This window comes from Citrobacter sp. Cb031 (assembly GCF_030336725.1).
Lineage (GTDB): Bacteria > Pseudomonadota > Gammaproteobacteria > Enterobacterales > Enterobacteriaceae > Citrobacter > Citrobacter braakii.
The window spans coordinates 885325-904637 of the sequence record NZ_JAOWDA010000034.1 but is presented as its reverse complement, the minus strand read 5'-3'; the positions used below and the strand labels follow the sequence as shown (position 1 = coordinate 904637).

The following is a 19313-nucleotide window of genomic DNA, read 5'->3' as shown; positions in this document are numbered from 1 at the left end:
GTTTCCTCCACTTCTTACGCAGCATACATACTTCGGTGCTGGCCGAAGCGTCATACTTTCGTCGGTAATAAACTGATCGGAAATTAACGACGGAGCTAAATCATGATTGCGGTACTTTTTGAAGCTGACGCCCTGCCAGAGGCACAGGAAAGATATCTTCAGCTTGCTGCCGAACTGAAGCCTTTACTGTCAGACACGCCGGGTTTTATTTCTATTGAGCGCTACCAGAGCCTGAGCGCGCCCGGAAAAATTCTTTCTTTGTCATGGTGGGAAGATGAGGAATCTGTAGCAGGATGGAAGCAAAATGTTATGCACTTGGCAGCACAGAAAGAAGGTAAACAGTCAATTTTTTTATTCTACAGAATACGTGTTGCCAGAGTGTTCCGTGATTACTCTTCTGATAAGGAGGCACATCAGCATGTATGACATTCACGTCATTCTAAGCAATACTCCGGGTTCGCTGCCTCACTTGGCAGTGTGCTGGGCAAAAACGGTGTGCGCCCTGATGGATAGGCGCGCGTGGACAGTCATGGGGAGATTCTTCTTTCATGTCATGGGGCGTTGGCGGAGATGGAGAGAGAGCTTATTGTTGAGCGAACACGGGTTGGCTTAGCTGCTGCGCGCGAAGATGGTCGGATCGGCGGCAGACGGCCAAAGTTAAGCGCAGAAGAGTAGGCTCAGGCTGGAAGGTTGATTGCTGCAGGTGAGTCAAGAAAACGTGTGGCTATAATTTATGATGTCGGGGTGTCCACGCTATACAAAAAATTTCCTGCGCGGTGTTGAGAAGACGCCACGCGTCGTCGTATGCAAGAACGGGCGGCGGCGAACTGGCGAACGTTCGATAGTGCGAGTATTGAATGATTGCCAGTCCGCTTTGAGCGAGGAGCAGACATTGTAACTTTCGCAAGCTGATTTTGAGATAGGATGGCTTTCACTTGGCTGGCATTGTGTAATGCCGTCATAGAATATGCATAATAACTTTCTTCAGCGACTAACTATTCATCATAAAATCGATATTACTGTAGAGGACAGGCGTTTCTGGCCACATTGTCTCTACAAGGAAAAACTGAAAATGAGATTTATAACACTGTTTACATTACTTTTCGCTCTTCCCCTCCATGCCGAAGACCATGATTATGGTCCTCCCATCTCTAGATGCTTGAACAAACATACTATTCCCTATATCAACACGACGATTCCTGCTGAGAATATTGTTAATGATGCTTATAAGGAGTGCGAGGATATCGTTAATGAATGGAATAATGAGCGTGCATCCTTGCCCAAGGAAATGGTAATCAAGCAGAATAAGGAATTTAGGGAGATGTATGTCAGGATGATTGATACCCGCAGGAAAACAGATGTTAACAAAAGATGAAGGCTTTGTTTTACTTCATTTTGTAAAGTAGCGCTCTTAGGGCCAGGTAAAATCTCGCATTAAGCTTTCCTGAAAGGCAGTTTTGAGCGAAGATCGGGCATTTCCTTAAAAGAAAATTTAAATCTAATGTAAAGTAAAACTTAACATTAAATAGACCGGTCAAACTGAATGACTATAATTATTTTAATTTATAAAGTGGCCTGACTAAATATTTTTTTCAAAGCTTCCCTAACAATATACACCTTGGTTGCATCAGAAATTCTACCACCATGTGCTCCTGCCTTTTTGAACAACTCACTGAAAATTTCTTTGATAAGAATTTCATTAACTGCCATTTGAGTTTCTTTATTATATTTATCCATTTCCTGTTGGATTAGTCTTAACATGCTTTCCATTTCAGTAGGTTGCTCATTCATCCATTCAATAAGCGCAGATTCATTAGCAATATCTGGGCTTTCTCTATGGCATTTATTGCATAGCAGAATATAATTTGAGACATCATTACTTCCGCCTAGTGAGTGAGGGATAATATGCGCCCTCTCCAATTTTGAGGATTCGCGGCCACAGCAGACACATACATTGAAATCACACGCATTATCATAGCGCGTATCATCCAAACCTCTTTGAATTCCATTGTCAATCCAGTACTGCCAGATCTTTTTTTTACTTGGTGCGTTTTGTCTAGGAACTACTGCCATATTACTGCTCCTCAAGAATTCAAACAGTTGATTAGAGATCAGCTGACCTGCGCCCTATAGATTAACACACTACGCTGTTAGCAACGTCCGCTCCTGGCACAGAGCTGACGTGCTAACTAGGCCAAAGGTCAGCTGTAGAGCGGAAGCGGACTTAATGGTCTTAACAGCTATATTGGCCTATTTTATAATTTACGGCCTACCCGTTTCTACAATGATTGCGCATGGAATAGTTGTCATTAATTAATTTTTGGATTTTACTTATTCTTTTTCCAGATCTAAAAATGATCATAAATTGCCAAGAAAATATAAATGTCATAAACATAAAAAAGATCAATCCTATTGTTTTAAAAATTATCTCACCGAATTCAATAAATCCTACGCCTCCCATCGAACTTGCCCTATCAATTGATTTCATCATTTCAAGCATAAGATAAACAGATGTAAAGTAGCATATAGATAAAGACGAAAAACAAATGAGCATGCTAATTAACCTACTAGTTAATGTGTTATATGTGTCTGAATACCCCACTACAATACGATTGTTACTCTCTGAGAATTTAAGAATATCAAGTAATTTTCTACCAAATGAAAAAAGCTGGATGATTTCCAATGCATTATTATAATGGAGTAGTTTTTTTAAAATATTGAATGGGATAGGTCTGCTGTTATGTATTCTAGATACACACACTTGGATTATATAAGGAGTTGTTCTCTTATTACTTAGTTCTTTAGAAAGAGTATCAACAATGCCAGTTTTATTCCTATTATTACCATGAATAAAACTCACCCATAATGAAAAAAATGAGATAGCTATAGGGAGAAAGGCAAAAATAAGAGATATTTTCATCAGAAATCCTAAATTTTCAATTAGAAAGTTATGAAATTCGACAAGAGACGCCCAATAATATAACTCTTAACCACAGATAAATGCTATGAAAATTTGTTAATGTCACTGATAATAGGTAGGTTGACAGCAATGACCTGCCCGTCGCTTATTAAAGCAACTAAGTGTGAGCAACTTCCGCTTTTGGCACAGAGTGGACTGTCAGGTTAGGTTTGGCTCTGTGCCATAAGACTGCCAGCTCAGGTCTGAGCTAATACAACTCAAGCGATATGATGGTTCAAGGCGTTTAATCTGAAACCAGCCACATATCAGCCTCTTCAAACATTTCCTGAACAGTACGGCTTATCTGTTCCTTCTCATGCTTGCTGGCGTCAGTGTTGATCGCCGGCAGCGTCATCATCGGTTTAACCCGGACATCAGCATCGGGGAAAATCCGGTGAACCCTCTTGGTCAACTCGCCCAGAATGATATCTTTTGCACCGGGCAGACCATCAAAATTCCTTTTGTCATAAACGAGTTCCACGAACATTGCTTATTGCCTCTTTACTGGATGGATACACAGTATTTATACTGTTTTTTTATCCAGTATTCAAGAAGGGGTTAATGATGCCACGACGTAGCGATATTGAAATAGCCTGGCATGCTTCGATACAGCGAGAACCGAATGGTCGGAAGACTGTCACCACACAGCGGTTTGTCCAGGAACTGGGTAAGGTTAACTGGCACTGGACGCCGAAGCAGGCCAACGATTGGATAGAATGTTATGTGACAACATTCCGCGATGTCTCCACGCAGGAAGGCGAGAACCGAACCTTTCAGCTGTTCAATCCAAACGGAGGACTATAGCCATGGGGTTCCCTTCACCGGCCAGCGATTACGTTGAAACGAGGATCTCACTCGATCAGCAGCTTATCAGCCAGCCAGCAGCGACTTACTTCATGCGGGCATCGCGTTCACATTTCAGGGAAGGGATACTCCAGGGAGCGCTGCTTGTGGTAGATGCGTCACTTACTGCCTGCGATGGTTCACTGCTGATATGTGCAATCGACGGGGAGTTCAGGATCAAGCGATATCGGACTCATCCTCAACCCCATCTGATTAATCTGGAGAGCGGGAGAAGGGAGGCGCTACCAGTAGATGATGACGGTTACGGTTCTGCACCCGCTATATTCGGGGTGATTACTTACATCATTAATGATGCCAGCAATGCGGAGTTTGATGACTGCCCGGTGATGTAGATAGAAACACATCATGGGAAAGAATAATTATGCTCAATTGGTGGTTATTTGACCATTTATGATCTTGGTAAGATTTTAGTTAAAAATATTAGATATCAATCACAAAGATTTAATGACAACCATCTTTGTAATGACTATAAATTTACCCACTCGCTAAGGATATAGCGTATCCAATATGCACTGCTGTGTAATTACGGGGTCTGTTGATGTCAGCAGACACCCGGTTTTTCATCATCAACTACACAGTCACTGTACTGCCAGGCAAATTTAAAAGTTATGGTTGTGTTTCTCCCCAGTTATTCCCCGGAGTATCCCCCGCTCAGAAAACAGACATAAAAAAGCCGTAACAGGCTGGTTCTTAGATGATTTTTGGTCGGCACGAGAGGATTTGAATCTCCGATCTCCCCATGACGACGAGCCGCCGTCTTAAGGGCTGCTATGTGCCCAGAAGCAGACGCTGGTCATTCGTAATCAATATTGCTTCAATTAACGTATATCCCAAGTCTGATGCAGATTATGCAAATTTAATGCCCCAAGAAGTGGAAGGCTGACTAGCTAAGGAGCCCTTTAAAAATATGAATATATAAGATGATTTGTATCGAACCTCGTTGCACCATGCGTTCCGATTAATGCCGCATTGTCAGTTGAACTTTGCTACTCTATGAGTGGTAGTACCCTTTATCCAATGCGGATTTAAATTAATGGAATAAATGATTATGAGTGAAAATGATATAATCCCAAAGAAGTCTAAAAGCCAGATTAACAAAGCAGTATTCTTTACATCTGCTTTGTTAATTTTCCTTCTTGTCGCCTTTGCCGCCGTATTCCCGGATGTTGCCGACAAAAATTTTAAACTACTTCAACAACAAATCTTCACGAATGCCAGCTGGTTCTACATCCTGGCTGTGGCCCTGATTTTACTGAGTGTCACGTTCCTGGGACTCTCACGCTACGGCGATATCAAGCTGGGCCCGGACCATGCGCAGCCTGATTTCAGCTACCACTCCTGGTTTGCGATGCTTTTTTCGGCAGGGATGGGGATCGGCCTGATGTTCTTTGGCGTTGCCGAACCTGTGATGCATTATCTTTCGCCCCCCGTCGGCACTCCAGAGACCGTTGCGGCAGCGAAGGAAGCAATGCGTCTGACCTTCTTCCACTGGGGCCTGCACGCATGGGCAATCTATGCCATTGTGGCGCTGATTCTGGCGTTCTTCAGTTACCGTCACGGTTTGCCTTTAACGCTGCGCTCCGCACTCTATCCCATTATTGGCGATCGCATATACGGGCCTGTAGGCCATGCGGTTGATATTTTCGCTGTTATAGGCACGGTCTTTGGCGTTGCTACATCGTTGGGTTACGGTGTTTTGCAGGTGAATGCCGGTTTGAACCATCTTTTCGGGATACCCATTAATGAAACTGTGCAGGTCATTCTGATCGTGGTCATCACGGGGTTAGCGACGATTTCAGTGGTGTCGGGCCTGGACAAGGGAATACGCATCCTGTCTGAGCTCAATCTGGGCCTGGCGTTGTTGTTGCTGGCGCTGGTCCTGTGTCTGGGACCAACCGTGCTTCTGCTGAAGTCATTTGTGGAAAATACGGGCGGTTATCTTTCAGAACTGGTGAGTAAAACGTTCAACCTTTACGCGTATGAACCTAAGTCGAGCAACTGGCTGGGAGGCTGGACATTATTGTATTGGGGATGGTGGCTTTCATGGTCGCCGTTTGTGGGGATGTTCATCGCACGGGTATCCCGCGGCCGAACCATTCGCGAGTTTGTCACCGGTGTGCTGTTTGTTCCTGCCGGCTTTACGCTCATGTGGATGACGGTATTTGGTAACAGCGCGATCTATCTTATTATGAACCAGGGGGCGACTGACCTCGCCAATACCGTTCAGCAGGATGTTGCTCTGGCCCTGTTCAATTTCCTGGAGCATTTCCCGTTCTCCTCCGTACTGTCATTCATTGCAATGGCGATGGTCATTGTCTTCTTTGTCACATCTGCTGATTCGGGGGCAATGGTTGTAGATACTCTGGCATCAGGTGGGGTGGCAAACACACCCGTCTGGCAGAGAATCTTCTGGGCCTCGCTCATGGGAATTGTTGCTATTGCGCTTCTCCTTGCAGGAGGGCTAAGCGCGCTGCAAACGGTGACAATAGCAAGTGCATTACCCTTCTCAGCTATCTTATTGATATCCATATACGGACTGTTAAAAGCCCTGCGTCGGGATTTGACTAAGCGTGAAAGCCTGAGCATGGCGACTATTGCTCCGACGGCTGCACGTAACCCAATTCCGTGGCAGAGAAGGTTGCGCAATATAGCTTATCTGCCGAAGCGTTCTCTTGTGAAACGCTTTATGGACGACGTTATCCAACCCGCCATGACGCTCGTTCAGGAAGAACTGAACAAGCAGGGGACGATAAGCCATATCAGTGACGCTGCCGATGATCGTATTCGACTTGAAGTCGATTTGGGCAACGAGCTGAATTATATTTATGAAGTGAGGCTTCGCGGGTATAACTCACCGACATTCGCCCTAGCTGCGATGGATAATGATGAGCATCATGCTGAACAACATCGATATTATCGCGCTGAGGTCTATCTCAAAGAAGGTGGTCAAAATTATGATGTGATGGGCTGGAATCAGGAACAGCTTATTAATGACATACTCGACCAGTATGAAAAACATCTGCACTTCCTGCACCTAGTTCGTTAATATCCACATGCTGTCATGGAAGGCAGCATTTATTTATTCCGACCGCAACCCGAGGAAATGCAGAAAGAATTCACGGTGACCATATAGATATCTGATAGATATTTAATAAAGTCAATTTATTTTGATTTATAATATGGCAACAATTCTAATAAAAAAACCATGGTTGTGGGGCAAGCTATTGGGTTGTTGATAAGGAAAGGGCAAAGCATTCGCGTGAGGATGGGCGTCTGCTTTGTGCCAAGCGGACCTTGAGTGCTAATTATACTTTTGGAAACAGCAGCACAGGTTCTTACGCCATCACCAGATTATTTTTTCAATGGAAAAAGATGCAGGGTATTAGCTGCCAACGGGTATATCCCCAGCATTCGGGTTGACTCCTTCAGTTCTTCAAGGCTAGCGTTCTCCTGGGGCATACGGCCGTCCCAGATGGTTATGCCTTCCGACAGGTGCGCGGGGCGGCCTTGTTTCTCTTCACTGATTTCTATTGTTTCACCATTACTCAGTGTGATAATTAGAGATGCCACTTCCATAGGCTGGTTTTCTCCATTAACGTTCTTAAGTTCTACCTTCATCAAAATACTCCTGTAGCGAGTTTGTGAATGCTGCTCCATGCCTAGTAAGCACACTTACTGATAGCAAGAAAGACCACTAGATTAGTCCTGATGGTCTGCTAAATTGACTAATTTTACCTTATTTCGCCCAGACCTTTTAGCATCATAGAGTTTGGTGTCTGCCACTTTCAATAAATCATCAAAGGTAATAAGCTTCCCTTCTCTCGGATGGTATGTCACTGCACCAATACTGATCGTGACCGATCTTCTGAGCGAACTCAGTTTCTCAATGCTTTTCCTTAATCTTTCACAAGCCAAAAAACAGTCTTTTTCATCCGTTTCAGGGAAAAGCATGATAAATTCCTCACCGCCAAATCGTGCGACCTTATCTTGGCTTCGTAGGTTATGGCTAAGTTCTTTGGCGATATTCTTAAGTGCATAGTCACCTTCCTGGTGGCCATAGGAATCATTATATGATTTAAAAAAATCGATATCGGCAATGGCAATTGACACAGGTGCGGGATCTCGCGCAATTCTGGTCATTTCATTCTCAAACCAACGCATAAACTTTCGGCGATTCGCAATCTCTGTCAGGCTGTCTTCAGTAGCCATTCGCTCAAGCATAGTATTAATTTTGTGTAATTCTTCCTTTTGCTTTTTGAGCTCAATTTCCATCGTTTTACGCTCATTAATACTTTGTATCTGAGCAATATAATATTTGACTTCACCATTATCTTCGCGTACCAAAGAAACACTCAGAAGTATCCAGATATAATTCCCTGTTGCTGTCAGATATCTCTTTTCTAGTTGGTAGAAGGGAATTTCTCCTCGAGAAAGAGCATCTAATTGTTTTAAATCAGTGCTTAAATCATCGGGGTGGGTTATATTTTGAAAATTGATAGAAAGCAGATGGTCTTCAGTATATCCCAGCATACGGGTCAGTGAATTGTTGACTTTTTTCCATTGGCCAGAAGAGGCTACCAACGCCATCCCGATAGTTGAATTTTTAAAAATAGATTCGAGTATGTCATTGTTTTTTTGTAGTGCTGAAATAACAATTTCATTTTCACTGATTAATAAATTGATCTCGATTAACGAACCAATACCCTCAGCCATTAAACTAATGAATTCATAGTCATCCTCAGAGAATGATATGGATCTTATCTGAGTGGATGAGAAATTAATTGTACCCCACAATTTTTCCCTCACCCATATTGGCGCTGAGATATAACTCTCCAGCCTCATACCAATGTAGACCGGATGGGAATTAAAGTCAGGATGTGTTCCTGCATGTTCAACGCTTATTATTCTTCTTTCTCTGACCACTTGTTGACAATAAGTGTTTTTCAGTTCAAACACCATACCAGCTGAAATGTCTCCACTTGTTGGTGAAACCGCAAGTAGAGAGTAACGCTCACCCTCTATCTGACTAATAATACCAAGAGACAGGTCAAAGGCTTTTAATCCTTCATTCAGAATAGCCAGGTATTTATCTTCAGGAGAAGCATGTCTCTTGGCCAACGCCTCATAAAGGAAGTGAATTCGGTTGATATTAACGTTGTTTTCTTTCATTTTTAACATCGCATTATCTTTTCGTCTTTTTACGCATAAAAGAGGGTTGCTATTCGGCCTTGATTAGTTTTCTACATTGTACCGTAGCGACAGCAGCCGGTATTTGAATAACTATCTTGCTCATCGCCCCTTACTGCTTAAAAATTTATCAAAAAATCGAATGGTGACACTCTTTTTATAACAGGTATCTACGATCTTGACTAAGATTTTAGAAGGGCAGCTATGCGCTGCTTCTCATCTGGGCTTATCATCGTAAGGTCGCACTATGTGTACAAAAAGGGTAATTATTTGCCTGTCAGTAGCTTCTGTACTGTTCACATCCACTACATGGGCTATCAATAAAGATTATCGGCACAAACTTGAGCAGTCTGGTTGTACTCAGGTTTCTGAAGCGCAGGGTTGTGATATCAACAAATCTAAAGATGAAAATGCAAAAGCTGGTTTTGTTAATGAAAGCAGCGATACCACAACATCAGCAACCAGTCCTTATGCAGGTAAGTGGTTAGCTTTGAGTGATAGCGGTGTTACGGTTGCAAACATCAGTATTGATAAAAATGACAAAGTCATCGTCAATGGAAAGAGCGTACATGCCACAAAATCAGACGGTGTGCTGCAGTTCAAGCAGGGGATGGTGATTTATACTATCCAAGGAGATCGTCGGGTGAAAGGTGAGGATGTCTGGCGGGATACGGATGCCGGAACGCAGGGGAAAATCTTCAAAAAGTAAAAATATGTTCGGAACAATAGCTTGCAAGAAACCGTAAGGTTAATAGTTAAAACATATCAATTAGTTAGAATTGATCAACAAATTGCCTACTATTCTCAGATATTTTTTCTTAACGTCTCCCTGAAGGTGGTTGTATGGTATTTAGCAATCGTAAGGTAAGTAGTTTTCACTTATCTAATCCAACGTAGTTCGTAGTATATTAAGGGTATTCTTTGTTATCAGGTGTTCTGTATGTCCTATTCCATCGGTGAATTTGCGCGGCTTTGTGGAATAACCGCCACGACGTTGCGCGCCTGGCAACGTCGTTATGGACTTCTCAAACCACAGCGTACGGATGGTGGGCACCGGTTGTATAACGATGACGATATTCAGCAGGCGCTTAAAATTCTCGATTGGGTGAAAAAAGGCGTACCGATAAGCCAGGTAAAACCGCTGCTGGCCCGCCCTGGAGCCAAGCGAACAAATAACTGGCTCGCCCTGCAGGAGAGTATGCTGCAGCGGCTGAACGAAGGGAAAATTGAAACCCTGCGCCAGCTTATTTATGACGCAGGCCGCGAGTATCCTCGCCCTGAATTGGTGAGTGAGGTTTTGCGCCCTCTGCGAAGCCAAGTCTCAGCTAATGTGCCGGCTATAATGACGCTGCGTGAAATCCTCGATGGTATTATTATTTCTTACACCTCGTTTTGCCTGGAAGGGGATAAGCGTGCGCCGGGCGATAACTACCTGATTACCGGCTGGCATCTTACGGACCCCTGCGAGATCTGGCTTGAAGCGCTTTGCCGCACGGGACAGGGGCATCGCATTGATGTGCTTCCCGTACCGCCCGCGACGCTTGCTCCTGAGATTTTCCCCGAGCGCAAATGGTTGTTAGTGACCTCTGGTAAGCTCACCGCAGCGCGTAAAAAACAGATAGACCTCTGGCAACAGCAGGTTAATTTCCTCGATGTGATCCCGCTTTAATCCCCTGTGATTACCTTTCCTGTGTGTGTCGATTGGCCACTGTATTAGTGGCTGTTGGATAATTTAACTCAAAAAATTAAATTTTTAATTTATTGAATTAAATGAGTTTATAAAAAATCTCCAGCAAAAACTTGGACAAATTAAAGTGTTTGTGTAAGTTTTAATTATGCCGCGACGTCATGTGGTTCACTTAAGGGTAAGAGTTATGCGCGCACAGCCATCCGTTATCGACAGGTTTATGGATTACTACGCCAGTTTGGATCGCCAGCCCGTCCCCGCGCTTGCTGGGTTGTACGACGTGCATGCAGTACTTGTCGATCCCTTCGGGGAACATAACGGGCTGTTTGCCATCCAGCGCTATTTTTCGCACCTCCTGGGAAATGTAAACGCTTGCCGTTTTGCCATAGATCCTCCGCTATGTGAGAGCGGGCGGTTTGCCGTGACGTGGACCATGTACTGGTCGCATCCGCGCATTGCTGGCGGAGAAATACGATCTTTGCCGGGATGTTCAATGGTAGAGACGCATGGCGATAAGATTTTTCGCCAGCGAGATTACTACGACGCGGGTGAGATGCTTTATGAGCATCTGCCGCTGTTGGGCTGGGCCGTTCGCGGCGTTAAAAGGAGGGTGCGCGGATGATGACTGTCCTCATTACCGGTGCAAGCTCCGGGATTGGTGCCGGGCTTGCAAAGTCATGGGCCGATGACGGCTGTCAGGTGATTGCCTGCGGTCGCAATCCAGAAAGGCTGGAACAGCTGCGCCAATCCAATGCCAACATCACAGTACGCCTGTTCGATATGACAGACAGGGACGCCTGTCGCCAGGCGTTGGCGGACTGCAAACCCGAACTGGTTATTCTCTGTGCCGGGACCTGCGAATATCTCGACCAGGGCTGGATAGACGCCGAGAAGGTTGAACGGGTGATGGCGACGAATTATCTGGGTCCCATCAACTGCCTGGAAGCGCTTCAGTCGCAGTTAACCTCCGGTAGCCGCGTGGTGCTGGTCAGTTCGATGGCGCACTGGCTGCCGTTCCCAAGGGCAGAAGCCTATGGTGCGTCTAAAGCGGCGCTAACCTGGTTTGCTAATAGCTTGCGTCTGGACTGGGAGCCGAAAGGTGTCTCCGTGACCGTCGTGTCGCCAGGATTTGTCGATACCCCGCTTACCCGTAAAAACGATTTTGCCATGCCGGGTCAGGTGAGTGTTGATTCTGCGGTGAAGGCGATTCGCCGTGGCCTGGCGAAAGGAAAAAATCATATTGCCTTCCCGACAGGCTTTGGCGTGCTGCTACGTCTGTTGGCCGGGCTGCCTGAGAGTCTCCAGCGCGCGTTGCTGCGCAGGATGGTGCGTTCATGAAAATTGCTATCATTGGCAGTGGTATTGCCGGATTAACCTGCGCCTGGCGTCTGGCCGGACACCATCAGGTGACGCTGTTTGAAGCGGCGTCGACCCCTGGCGGCCATACTGCGACGGTGGATGTGGCGACCCCGCAGGGGAATTTCGTGATTGATAGCGGCTTTATTGTCTATAACGACCGAACCTATCCGCGTTTTATGGGCTTGCTGAGCGAACTCGGTATCCAGGGGCAAAAAACGCAGATGAGTTTTTCGGTGCATAATCCGCAAAGCGGTCTGGAGTACAGCGGTCATACGCTGACTTCTTTGTTCGCCCAGCGTCGGAACCTACTCAACCCTGCATTTTGGGGTATGTTGCAAGAGATTGTCCGTTTTAATCGTCTGGCGAAACAGGCATTAAATGAGGTCGATGCGAACGCGACGCTACAGACCTTCCTCGACCAGCACCACTTCAGCGCGTTCTTTGCGCGTCATTACATTCTGCCGATGGGCGCAGCCATCTGGTCATCTTCGCTTCAGGAGATGCGCCGTTTTCCGCTTCCGCTGTTCTTACGCTTCTTTGAGCACCATGGCCTGCTGGATATCCGGGATCGCCCGCAGTGGTACGTGGTGCCGGGCGGATCGCGGGAATACATCCGTGTCATATTGGCGAAGCTGGGCGATCGTCTGACATTGCACCTTAATGCCCCTGTTCAGCAGGTTATTCGCTACGACAGCGGCGTCAAAATCCAGTTGGCAGGATCGGTACAGACATTTGATCAGGTGATCTTCGCCTGTCATTCCTCGCAGGCATTGGCTTTGCTTGAAGATGCGACCCCCGCAGAACGCGACGTGCTGGGCGCAATTGGCTGGCAGCGTAACGAGGTGGTGTTGCATAGCGATCGCCGCTGGTTACCGGTACGCGAACGCGCGTGGGCAAGCTGGAATTACCGTCTGAGTGGACAAGATCGTGCCAGCGCCTGCGTCACCTATAACATGAATATACTCCAGGGCTTACCTGAAGGAAGCCCGCTATTTTGCGTGACCCTCAATCCAGACACTCCAATTGACGATCGATTCGTCTGGCGACGCTTTGTTTACGAGCATCCATTGTTTAACCCTGAAAGCTGGCGGGCGCAGGCTCGCCGCGCTGAGATCAACGGCCTGCATCGGAGCTGGTTCTGCGGTGCCTATTGGTTCAACGGTTTTCACGAAGATGGCGTACGCAGTGCACTGGACGTGGTGTACGGCATTGCTGCAGGAGAGGGGCGCTAAGATGAACAGTTGCCTGTATCAGGGCGTATTGCGTCATCGCCGCCTTCAGCCTACAACGCACCAGTTTACTTATCAGGTGTTTATGGCGTGGCTCGATCTGGATGAACTGGCGCAGCTTCCGGGCGTCGGCGTGAAACGTAATCGCTTTGCCGCGGCGGCTTTTCATGATGCGGATTACCCGCTGGGGACACCGTTAAAAGAGAACGTGTTGAATCAGCTTGCCCTCCTGACTGGCGAACGTCCCGAAGGTCGCGTGATGCTCCTGACGCAATTGCGCTATTTCGGCTTTCATTTTAACCCGGTCAATTTTTACTACTGCTATGACCACGCGCAAATCCTGCGCTGGGTACTGGCGGAGGTCCGCAATACGCCATGGAATGAGCGACATTACTACGCCGTAGATGCACAGGAAAAGCGTCCGCTGGAAAAAGCGTTCCATGTATCGCCATTTAACCCGATGGATATGGTCTATCACTGGCGATTTAACTCGCCGGTTAAAACGCTGCATATGCATATCGAAAACCACCAGGAAGAGAAGATTTTTGATGCCACCCTGATGCTCAAACGCGAGCCGTTGACGCAGGCGAATTTACGTACGTTGCTGCTACGACTGCCGTTGATGACGCTGAAAACGGTGTCAGCGATTTACTGGCAGGCGTTACGACTGTGGCTCAAGCGAGTCCCTCTCTACAACCATCCCGTGAGCAGGAGTGAACGATCATGACCGATCCCGTCTTTGCGCTTGAACCTGATATTCCGCGCAACCTGCGTGTGGCGCGTTGGCTTCTTTTCCGCGTGCTGAGCGGTCTTCGCCAGGGGGCAATCACGGTGCGGGAAGGGGAGCAGACTTTTCATTTTGGTGATGTTTCAGCTGAGTTACGCGCCGACGTACATATTCTCTCACCCACGGTGTACTGGCGGGTGCTGAAAGGCGGAAGTCTTGCGGCGGCTGAAGCCTGGATGGACGGAGAGTGGGAAACGCAACAGCTCACGCCGTTATTGCAAATATTTGCGCTTAACACCACCCTGCTGGGACGGCTGGAAAGCGGATTTCGCCTGCTTGGACGACCCGTCGAGCGTTTGCGTCACTGGACACGTCGCAACCATCGGCAACAGGCGAGAGAAAACATCGCCGCGCATTACGACCTCGGCAATGCGTTTTACGCGCACTTTCTTGATGAGGATTTACTCTATTCCAGTGCCTTGTTCACCTGCCCCGAGCAGTCGTTAGCGCAGGCTCAGCAGGCCAAAATGGCGCGGCTTTGCGAACAGCTGGCGCTCACCGCGAATGATCATCTGCTGGAAATCGGTACCGGCTGGGGAGCGATGGCGGAATACGCCGCGCGTCATTACGGCTGCCGGGTGACCACCACGACCCTGTCGCAGGAACAGTTCGCCTGGGCGAACGCGCGCATTGCCCGCGCAGGTTTACAGGACAGAGTCAATGTACTGCTGTGCGACTACCGCGACCTGACCGGGGAATTCGACAAACTGGTGTCGGTTGAAATGATCGAGGCGGTGGGTCAGCGTTATCTGCCGACGTTTTTCCGCACCTGTCAGGCGCGCCTGCGCCCTGGAGGGAAAATGGCGATTCAGGCCATTACCATTCAGGATCAGCGCTATCGCGATTACAGCAAAGGCGTGGATTTTATTCAGCGTTATATCTTTCCGGGAGGCTTTTTACCCAGTATCACCGCGATGAGCGGTCTGATGACAAAGCACACCGACTTTGTGGTTCGCAATCTGTTCGATATGGGGCCTGACTACGCCCGGACGCTTGCGCACTGGCGACAACGATTTGTTCACGCCTGGCATGATATTGAAAAGCTGGGCTTTGATGAGCGTTTTCGTCGCATGTGGCTGTATTACTTCGGCTACTGCGAAGCCGGTTTTAATGCGCGCACTATCAGTGTGGTGCAACTGACGGTGGAACGTCTATGAACCGCCATTTACAGGTCTTTATCCTGGCTGTCGGGTTCGATTTGTACTGGCTCATGGTGGTGTTATTACGTGAGCGCGGCCTGGTGTTATGGCTTGGGCTGGCTATTCTGGCCTGCTTCTTGCTGCCGCCTGCACAACGTCTGTACGCGTTAATGCTGGCAGCAGCGGGCAGTAGTCTGGATGCGCTGTGGGCGTTGACGGGGTTGATCGATTTTCACGGTGAAGCATTGTTACCGTTATGGATGGTCGCGCTCTGGCTCATGTTCGCCGCCCTGTGGACGCACCTTACCTGCTCGACCACTTTGCCGGGATGGCTGCTGGCAATCATGGCCACCGGTGGTGGCCCGGTCGCCTATGTGATAGGAGAGCGTTTGGGGTCTATTACTTTTCTGGAACCGGCATTTATCGTTGTCGGTTTAATGGCGGCGGGCTGGCTGGTGTTGATGCTGTTTTTTCATATTTTCATGGGGAAACGCCAATGAAACCTGCCTTACTGATACTGCTGGGCGTCATGGCGATTGCGCCGTTTGCAGGGGCTACAGACTGGTTAAGCTGGCATAAAGTCGGCGATGCAACGCTCACCTGGGGGCCATTCACGATCTATACCTCACAACTGCGCACGCCGGATGGGCGTTATCGCGGGCTGAAAGAGGAGCAGGCGCTGATTATCACCTATCAGCGCAAAATTGAACGGCAAGAACTGGTGGATGCCACCCGCGATCAGTGGCGAGCGCAGGGGATTCTGGCGCGGGAAGCGCAGAGCGAGTCCTGGCTTCGCATGTTGGGTGAGCTATGGCCAGACGTCGCGCCGGGTACGCAACTGGCTTTTGTATTGCAAGATAAGCAGGGGCAGTTCTGGTATCGCATGTCAGCGACACAAAGGCAATTTATCCCGCTTGGCCCACCGCAGTCGGCGGCGTTCAGCGAAAACTTTCTCGCTGTCTGGCTGGGTTCCCGCACGCAATATCCTGAGCTGCGTCAGCAGCTTACTGGAGGTGAAAAATGAAACGTTTATTGACCCTGAGCCTGCCCTTGCTGATGCAACTGGCTGGTTGTAGCGCTGAAATTGCCGACTATCGACAACAACAGCCGACGCTGGATATCTTTCAGTATTTTCAGGGAGAAACGCAAGCATGGGGGATGGTTCAGGACCGCAGCGGTAAACAGCTTCGTCGCTTCCACGTCGACATTAACGGCGATGTGGTGGGAGACACATTGACCCTCAACGAACGCTTTGTGTACGACGATGGCGAGAAACAGCAGCGTGTGTGGCATATCCGTAAAGTCAGCGCCGATCGTTACGAAGGCACCGCCGGCGACATTGAAGGTGTTGCGAAGGGACAGGCGGCGGGCAACGCGTTCAACTGGCATTACAGCATGAATGTGAAAGCCAGCGGCAGAACCTGGTTGCTAAATTTTGATGACTGGATGTACCTGCAGGATGCCAATCATCTGTTTAATAAAACTGAGATGAAGAAATTTGGCGTCACCGTCGGCACGGTGACACTCTTCTTCTCCCGTAAAACGCACTAGCGAGGAAGACGCAATGAAAATGCAACCCATCGTTGGGATCAGCGGCTGTTTAACGGGGTCTGCCGTCCGCTTTGACGGCGGGCATAAGCGGGCGCAGTTTGTGATGGACAGGCTGGCACAGTGGGTGACATTCCGGCCCATTTGCCCGGAGATGGCGATTGGCTTGCCTGTCCCAAGACCGGCGTTGCGCCTGGTACAAACGGCTGTCGGCGATATTCGCATGCGATTTAGCCACGCACCTCACGAAGACGTGACCGACAAAATGGCTGACTTTTGCCAGCGGTATCTGGCCGGGTTGGACACTCTGTCCGGGTTTATCGTCTGCGCCAAATCACCCAGTTGTGGTATGGAACGCGTGCGCTTATATGACGAGAAAGGCAATCGCGGGCGCAAAGACGGGGTGGGACTGTTTACCGCCACGCTTATGGAGAAATATCCGTGGCTACCGGTAGAAGAGGACGGGCGGCTGCACGATCCGGTCCTGCGCGAAAACTTCGTCGAAAGGGTTTTCGCGCTACATGAGCTAAATATGCTGCGCAAAAATGGCCTGACGCGTCGGGCTCTACTGGATTTTCATAGCCGTTATAAATTGCAATTGCTGGCTCACCATCAGGCCGGATACCGGGAAATTGGCCCATTCGTCGCATCACTGCATGAATGGGAGGATCTGGAAGCTTTCTTTGCGGTCTACCGGGATAAATTAATGACGCTTCTGAAGAAACCCGCCTCACGTAAAAACCACACTAACGTGCTGATGCACATTCAGGGATATTTCCGTAATCAGTTAACAATGCGTCAGCGCGGCGAGTTGCGCGAGGTGATCCTTAATTACCGCGCAGGACTACTGCCCATACTGGCTCCTATGACGCTGCTGAAACATTATCTGGCGGAATACCCGGACGGTTATCTGCTGACGCAGAATTACTTTGATCCCTACCCGCAAGATTTAGCATTGCGACTGACTGTTAATTGATCATATTTGATTAAAAGAAGCGGGCAGAATAACAATTTATGTAATGTTCAAAATCTTTAATTTCCGCTAATTGCTCATAGTGGATTGCAGCGACTGTAAAATCTGTACCATCGAGGTTTGCCAGTAATGGTAGCGTGTTGAATGTGCCGGCGTGAAAAACTTGGATTCTTGGTGAAAACTCTCCCCAAAACAAAAAACATAGCTCGGATAATCAATGAGTTGAAAAAGGTAGATATGGTACATTTTGCAAAATGTAAACATTATAATTTAATATTTATTATAGTGTTATGAGAGTTGTGGCGATGTAATGCTGCGTTACATTGGCAGGATTAACTGGGCACCTTGATTTTTCACATTTCCAACGGCACTCGTTACGGCATGCCATATAAATTTATCAGCCGGAACGGAACCGTCAGCCGCAATTTCCGCAGCTTCTTTTCCTCCAATGTCCTGCCTCATCCATTCGCGAGCGGCTTCTGGTGACAGTACCAGCGGCCGCCTGTCGTGAATATCTACCAGTCCTTTGTCAGCTGCAGCTGTAACTATCAGGAAACCTTCTGCTTCATCTCCTCGATCGAATGGCGTGCTGCCAATCGCCGCCATAAATATCGGCTGTCCGTCGGCCCGATGAATGAAGTAAGGCTGCTTCGTGTCACCTTCCTTTTTCCATTCGTACCAGCCATCAGCAAAGCAAATTGCACGACCGTGCTGCCAGAGCGGTTTAAACATTCTGCTGGTGGCCGCAGTTTCAGATCGAGCATTAATTAGCGGTGGCTTATCCCACCACCCAGGGGCATATCCCCAAATGACAGGGTCAAGGTGCAGTTGCTCATCACGTTCGCTCAGAAGCAGGACTTTGGTGCCAGGCGCTACGTTGAATCTTCCGATGGGTTCCGGGTCATATGGAATGTCTAGTTCGGCTTCTTCAGCGAGCAGGGCAAGATAGTCCTCTCGTGTCATTGACTGTGAAAAACGGCCACACATAGAAACCTCCAGCCATATGTCAGACTGAAAGTATAGGGCAGGAAGAAAAAGTGGTGCGCCCGGTAATGATTTAAAAGGAATTTGTAAGGTAAATCGAAATGATGGTTTTGTGAATTGATGAATTCTTAAAAATGGATGGGCGCTCGTTGAAAGCGATCCCGAATTTTTCCCGACGACGCCACGAAACCAATAGCAACTGATTGATCTTGAACGGGTGCAATAGTAAGTATCAGGAGGTGTTTTTTAGTGGGCTTTTTATGCTAACCTATTGAAGTTTATAGGTTATTGCGTTTTGAGTTGTAAACAGGAATCGTATTCGGTCTCTTTTTATGTACTTTAAAAACCAAAAGGTTAGAAAGCACGGTGCCAAAACACACGAAATTCTTCGTGCGGCATTTTATGCCTGCTACAACAATCTAAACATTTTTGTCCCCATATCCAAGTACTTTTCTGTCATTTTTCACTTTGGTCTTGGACTCGGTGCTATCTGCATCCCTTTATGCAAATGTTCTCGTAACGTGGCAGATGGATATGATTTAAATGTTGTACTATTGAAAATGACAGTATATTAATTTTTTCATAGCCATGGGGATA

The 19313-nt window shown here is 47.6% G+C and carries 21 protein-coding genes and 2 pseudogenes; 16 read left to right on the top strand and 7 right to left on the bottom strand.

Annotated features, from left to right (window positions below; genetic code table 11):
• The first annotated feature begins 102 nt into the window (after window positions 1-102).
• The 3 genes and pseudogenes from OGV93_RS20845 (at window position 103) to OGV93_RS20835 (ending at window position 1375) form a co-directional block, all read left to right on the top strand.
• Entirely contained in the window at window positions 103-426 is a 324-nt protein-coding gene (locus OGV93_RS20845; protein ID WP_047418003.1) for an antibiotic biosynthesis monooxygenase family protein, read from the top strand.
• 97 nt (window positions 427-523) lie between these two features.
• A pseudogene (locus OGV93_RS20840) lies at window positions 524-783 on the top strand (helix-turn-helix domain-containing protein); the annotation flags it as partial.
• Window positions 784-1072: 289 nt separating this feature from the next.
• Window positions 1073-1375: a hypothetical protein gene (locus OGV93_RS20835; protein ID WP_052134162.1), complete on the top strand. Its 303-nt coding sequence runs from the start codon at window positions 1073-1075 to the stop codon at window positions 1373-1375.
• A 188-nt stretch (window positions 1376-1563) separates the two neighbouring features.
• On the opposite strand, the gene OGV93_RS20830 is transcribed toward OGV93_RS20835, so the two are convergent.
• The 4 genes and pseudogenes from OGV93_RS20830 to OGV93_RS20815 all read right to left on the bottom strand — a co-directional run.
• On the bottom strand, window positions 1564-2073 hold the full coding sequence (locus tag OGV93_RS20830; RefSeq protein WP_052134161.1) for an HNH endonuclease: 510 nt from the start codon (window positions 2071-2073) through the stop codon (window positions 1564-1566).
• A gap of 196 nt (window positions 2074-2269) precedes the next feature.
• Complete coding sequence (locus OGV93_RS20825; protein ID WP_101699969.1) at window positions 2270-2920, bottom strand: hypothetical protein; 651 nt, start codon at window positions 2918-2920, stop codon at window positions 2270-2272.
• Window positions 2921-3203: 283 nt separating this feature from the next.
• Window positions 3204-3446, bottom strand: coding sequence for a DinI family protein (locus tag OGV93_RS20820; protein ID WP_003840850.1), 243 nt, complete (start codon window positions 3444-3446; stop codon window positions 3204-3206).
• Between the two features lie 95 nt (window positions 3447-3541).
• Window positions 3542-3643: pseudogene (locus tag OGV93_RS20815) on the bottom strand (hypothetical protein); the annotation flags it as partial.
• 122 nt (window positions 3644-3765) lie between these two features.
• On the opposite strand from OGV93_RS20815, the gene OGV93_RS20810 reads away from it, so the two are divergent.
• Entirely contained in the window at window positions 3766-4155 is a 390-nt protein-coding gene (locus tag OGV93_RS20810; RefSeq protein WP_047417995.1) for a HumD family translesion DNA polymerase, read from the top strand.
• Window positions 4156-4871: 716 nt separating this feature from the next.
• On the top strand, window positions 4872-6869 hold the full coding sequence (locus tag OGV93_RS20805; RefSeq protein WP_047418455.1) for a BCCT family transporter: 1998 nt from the start codon (window positions 4872-4874) through the stop codon (window positions 6867-6869).
• A gap of 305 nt (window positions 6870-7174) precedes the next feature.
• Here the strand turns inward: OGV93_RS20805 and OGV93_RS20800 are convergent, their stop codons facing one another.
• The gene (locus OGV93_RS20800; RefSeq protein WP_287110105.1) at window positions 7175-7441 is read right to left on the bottom strand and encodes a hypothetical protein; all 267 of its coding nucleotides are present in this window, start codon (window positions 7439-7441) and stop codon (window positions 7175-7177) included.
• Window positions 7442-7522: 81 nt separating this feature from the next.
• Window positions 7523-9001, bottom strand: a complete 1479-nt coding sequence (locus tag OGV93_RS20795) for a sensor domain-containing diguanylate cyclase (protein ID WP_228522529.1) — start codon at window positions 8999-9001, stop codon at window positions 7523-7525.
• Window positions 9002-9257: 256 nt separating this feature from the next.
• Between OGV93_RS20795 and OGV93_RS20790 the strand changes: the two genes are divergently transcribed.
• The 11 genes from OGV93_RS20790 (at window position 9258) to OGV93_RS20740 (ending at window position 17735) form a co-directional block, all read left to right on the top strand.
• Window positions 9258-9719: a hypothetical protein gene (locus OGV93_RS20790; protein ID WP_047417989.1), complete on the top strand. Its 462-nt coding sequence runs from the start codon at window positions 9258-9260 to the stop codon at window positions 9717-9719.
• A 231-nt stretch (window positions 9720-9950) separates the two neighbouring features.
• Window positions 9951-10679, top strand: coding sequence for a MerR family transcriptional regulator (locus tag OGV93_RS20785; protein ID WP_047417986.1), 729 nt, complete (start codon window positions 9951-9953; stop codon window positions 10677-10679).
• 205 nt (window positions 10680-10884) lie between these two features.
• Window positions 10885-11319, top strand: a complete 435-nt coding sequence (locus OGV93_RS20780) for a nuclear transport factor 2 family protein (RefSeq protein ID WP_101699971.1) — start codon at window positions 10885-10887, stop codon at window positions 11317-11319.
• Entirely contained in the window at window positions 11316-12035 is a 720-nt protein-coding gene (locus OGV93_RS20775) for an SDR family NAD(P)-dependent oxidoreductase (RefSeq protein WP_047417980.1), read from the top strand. The genes OGV93_RS20780 and OGV93_RS20775 overlap by 4 nt, the downstream gene beginning before the upstream one ends.
• Window positions 12032-13288, top strand: a complete 1257-nt coding sequence (locus OGV93_RS20770; RefSeq protein ID WP_101699972.1) for an NAD(P)/FAD-dependent oxidoreductase — start codon at window positions 12032-12034, stop codon at window positions 13286-13288. Before OGV93_RS20775 ends, OGV93_RS20770 begins: the two co-directional genes overlap by 4 nt.
• A gap of 1 nt (window position 13289) precedes the next feature.
• Window positions 13290-14012, top strand: a complete 723-nt coding sequence (locus OGV93_RS20765; protein WP_049281531.1) for a DUF1365 domain-containing protein — start codon at window positions 13290-13292, stop codon at window positions 14010-14012.
• On the top strand, window positions 14009-15229 hold the full coding sequence (locus OGV93_RS20760; protein WP_101699973.1) for an SAM-dependent methyltransferase: 1221 nt from the start codon (window positions 14009-14011) through the stop codon (window positions 15227-15229). The genes OGV93_RS20765 and OGV93_RS20760 overlap by 4 nt, the downstream gene beginning before the upstream one ends.
• Window positions 15226-15711, top strand: a complete 486-nt coding sequence (locus OGV93_RS20755) for a DUF2878 domain-containing protein (RefSeq protein ID WP_101699974.1) — start codon at window positions 15226-15228, stop codon at window positions 15709-15711. The genes OGV93_RS20760 and OGV93_RS20755 overlap by 4 nt, the downstream gene beginning before the upstream one ends.
• Window positions 15708-16235, top strand: a complete 528-nt coding sequence (locus OGV93_RS20750; RefSeq protein WP_101699975.1) for a hypothetical protein — start codon at window positions 15708-15710, stop codon at window positions 16233-16235. Before OGV93_RS20755 ends, OGV93_RS20750 begins: the two co-directional genes overlap by 4 nt.
• Window positions 16232-16762 carry a DUF3833 domain-containing protein gene (locus tag OGV93_RS20745; protein ID WP_101699976.1) on the top strand — a complete coding sequence of 177 codons (531 nt, stop codon included), beginning with the start codon at window positions 16232-16234 and terminating at the stop codon, window positions 16760-16762. The genes OGV93_RS20750 and OGV93_RS20745 overlap by 4 nt, the downstream gene beginning before the upstream one ends.
• Before the next feature lie 13 nt (window positions 16763-16775).
• On the top strand, window positions 16776-17735 hold the full coding sequence (locus tag OGV93_RS20740; RefSeq protein WP_101699977.1) for a YbgA family protein: 960 nt from the start codon (window positions 16776-16778) through the stop codon (window positions 17733-17735).
• Window positions 17736-18050: 315 nt separating this feature from the next.
• Here the strand turns inward: OGV93_RS20740 and OGV93_RS20735 are convergent, their stop codons facing one another.
• Window positions 18051-18719, bottom strand: a complete 669-nt coding sequence (locus OGV93_RS20735; RefSeq protein WP_101699978.1) for an SOS response-associated peptidase — start codon at window positions 18717-18719, stop codon at window positions 18051-18053.
• Window positions 18720-19313: the final 594 nt, after the last annotated feature.

What these genes read in the sequence shown, in the direction of transcription:
- OGV93_RS20755 (WP_101699974.1), top strand. Translation starts at nt 15,226, where the DNA reads ATGAACCGCCATTTACAGGTCTTTATCCTGGCTGTCGGGTTCGATTTG.
- OGV93_RS20830 (WP_052134161.1), bottom strand. Translation starts at nt 2,073, where the DNA reads ATGGCAGTAGTTCCTAGACAAAACGCACCAAGTAAAAAAAAGATCTGG.
- OGV93_RS20780 (WP_101699971.1), top strand. Translation starts at nt 10,885, where the DNA reads ATGCGCGCACAGCCATCCGTTATCGACAGGTTTATGGATTACTACGCC.
- OGV93_RS20825 (WP_101699969.1), bottom strand. Translation starts at nt 2,920, where the DNA reads ATGAAAATATCTCTTATTTTTGCCTTTCTCCCTATAGCTATCTCATTT.
- OGV93_RS20795 (WP_228522529.1), bottom strand. Translation starts at nt 9,001, where the DNA reads ATGTTAAAAATGAAAGAAAACAACGTTAATATCAACCGAATTCACTTC.
- OGV93_RS20835 (WP_052134162.1), top strand. Translation starts at nt 1,073, where the DNA reads ATGAGATTTATAACACTGTTTACATTACTTTTCGCTCTTCCCCTCCAT.
- OGV93_RS20845 (WP_047418003.1), top strand. Translation starts at nt 103, where the DNA reads ATGATTGCGGTACTTTTTGAAGCTGACGCCCTGCCAGAGGCACAGGAA.
- OGV93_RS20770 (WP_101699972.1), top strand. Translation starts at nt 12,032, where the DNA reads ATGAAAATTGCTATCATTGGCAGTGGTATTGCCGGATTAACCTGCGCC.
- OGV93_RS20785 (WP_047417986.1), top strand. Translation starts at nt 9,951, where the DNA reads ATGTCCTATTCCATCGGTGAATTTGCGCGGCTTTGTGGAATAACCGCC.
- OGV93_RS20740 (WP_101699977.1), top strand. Translation starts at nt 16,776, where the DNA reads ATGAAAATGCAACCCATCGTTGGGATCAGCGGCTGTTTAACGGGGTCT.
- OGV93_RS20805 (WP_047418455.1), top strand. Translation starts at nt 4,872, where the DNA reads ATGAGTGAAAATGATATAATCCCAAAGAAGTCTAAAAGCCAGATTAAC.
- OGV93_RS20735 (WP_101699978.1), bottom strand. Translation starts at nt 18,719, where the DNA reads ATGTGTGGCCGTTTTTCACAGTCAATGACACGAGAGGACTATCTTGCC.
- OGV93_RS20820 (WP_003840850.1), bottom strand. Translation starts at nt 3,446, where the DNA reads ATGTTCGTGGAACTCGTTTATGACAAAAGGAATTTTGATGGTCTGCCC.
- OGV93_RS20810 (WP_047417995.1), top strand. Translation starts at nt 3,766, where the DNA reads ATGGGGTTCCCTTCACCGGCCAGCGATTACGTTGAAACGAGGATCTCA.
- OGV93_RS20750 (WP_101699975.1), top strand. Translation starts at nt 15,708, where the DNA reads ATGAAACCTGCCTTACTGATACTGCTGGGCGTCATGGCGATTGCGCCG.
- OGV93_RS20790 (WP_047417989.1), top strand. Translation starts at nt 9,258, where the DNA reads ATGTGTACAAAAAGGGTAATTATTTGCCTGTCAGTAGCTTCTGTACTG.
- OGV93_RS20765 (WP_049281531.1), top strand. Translation starts at nt 13,290, where the DNA reads ATGAACAGTTGCCTGTATCAGGGCGTATTGCGTCATCGCCGCCTTCAG.
- OGV93_RS20760 (WP_101699973.1), top strand. Translation starts at nt 14,009, where the DNA reads ATGACCGATCCCGTCTTTGCGCTTGAACCTGATATTCCGCGCAACCTG.
- OGV93_RS20800 (WP_287110105.1), bottom strand. Translation starts at nt 7,441, where the DNA reads ATGAAGGTAGAACTTAAGAACGTTAATGGAGAAAACCAGCCTATGGAA.
- OGV93_RS20745 (WP_101699976.1), top strand. Translation starts at nt 16,232, where the DNA reads ATGAAACGTTTATTGACCCTGAGCCTGCCCTTGCTGATGCAACTGGCT.
- OGV93_RS20775 (WP_047417980.1), top strand. Translation starts at nt 11,316, where the DNA reads ATGATGACTGTCCTCATTACCGGTGCAAGCTCCGGGATTGGTGCCGGG.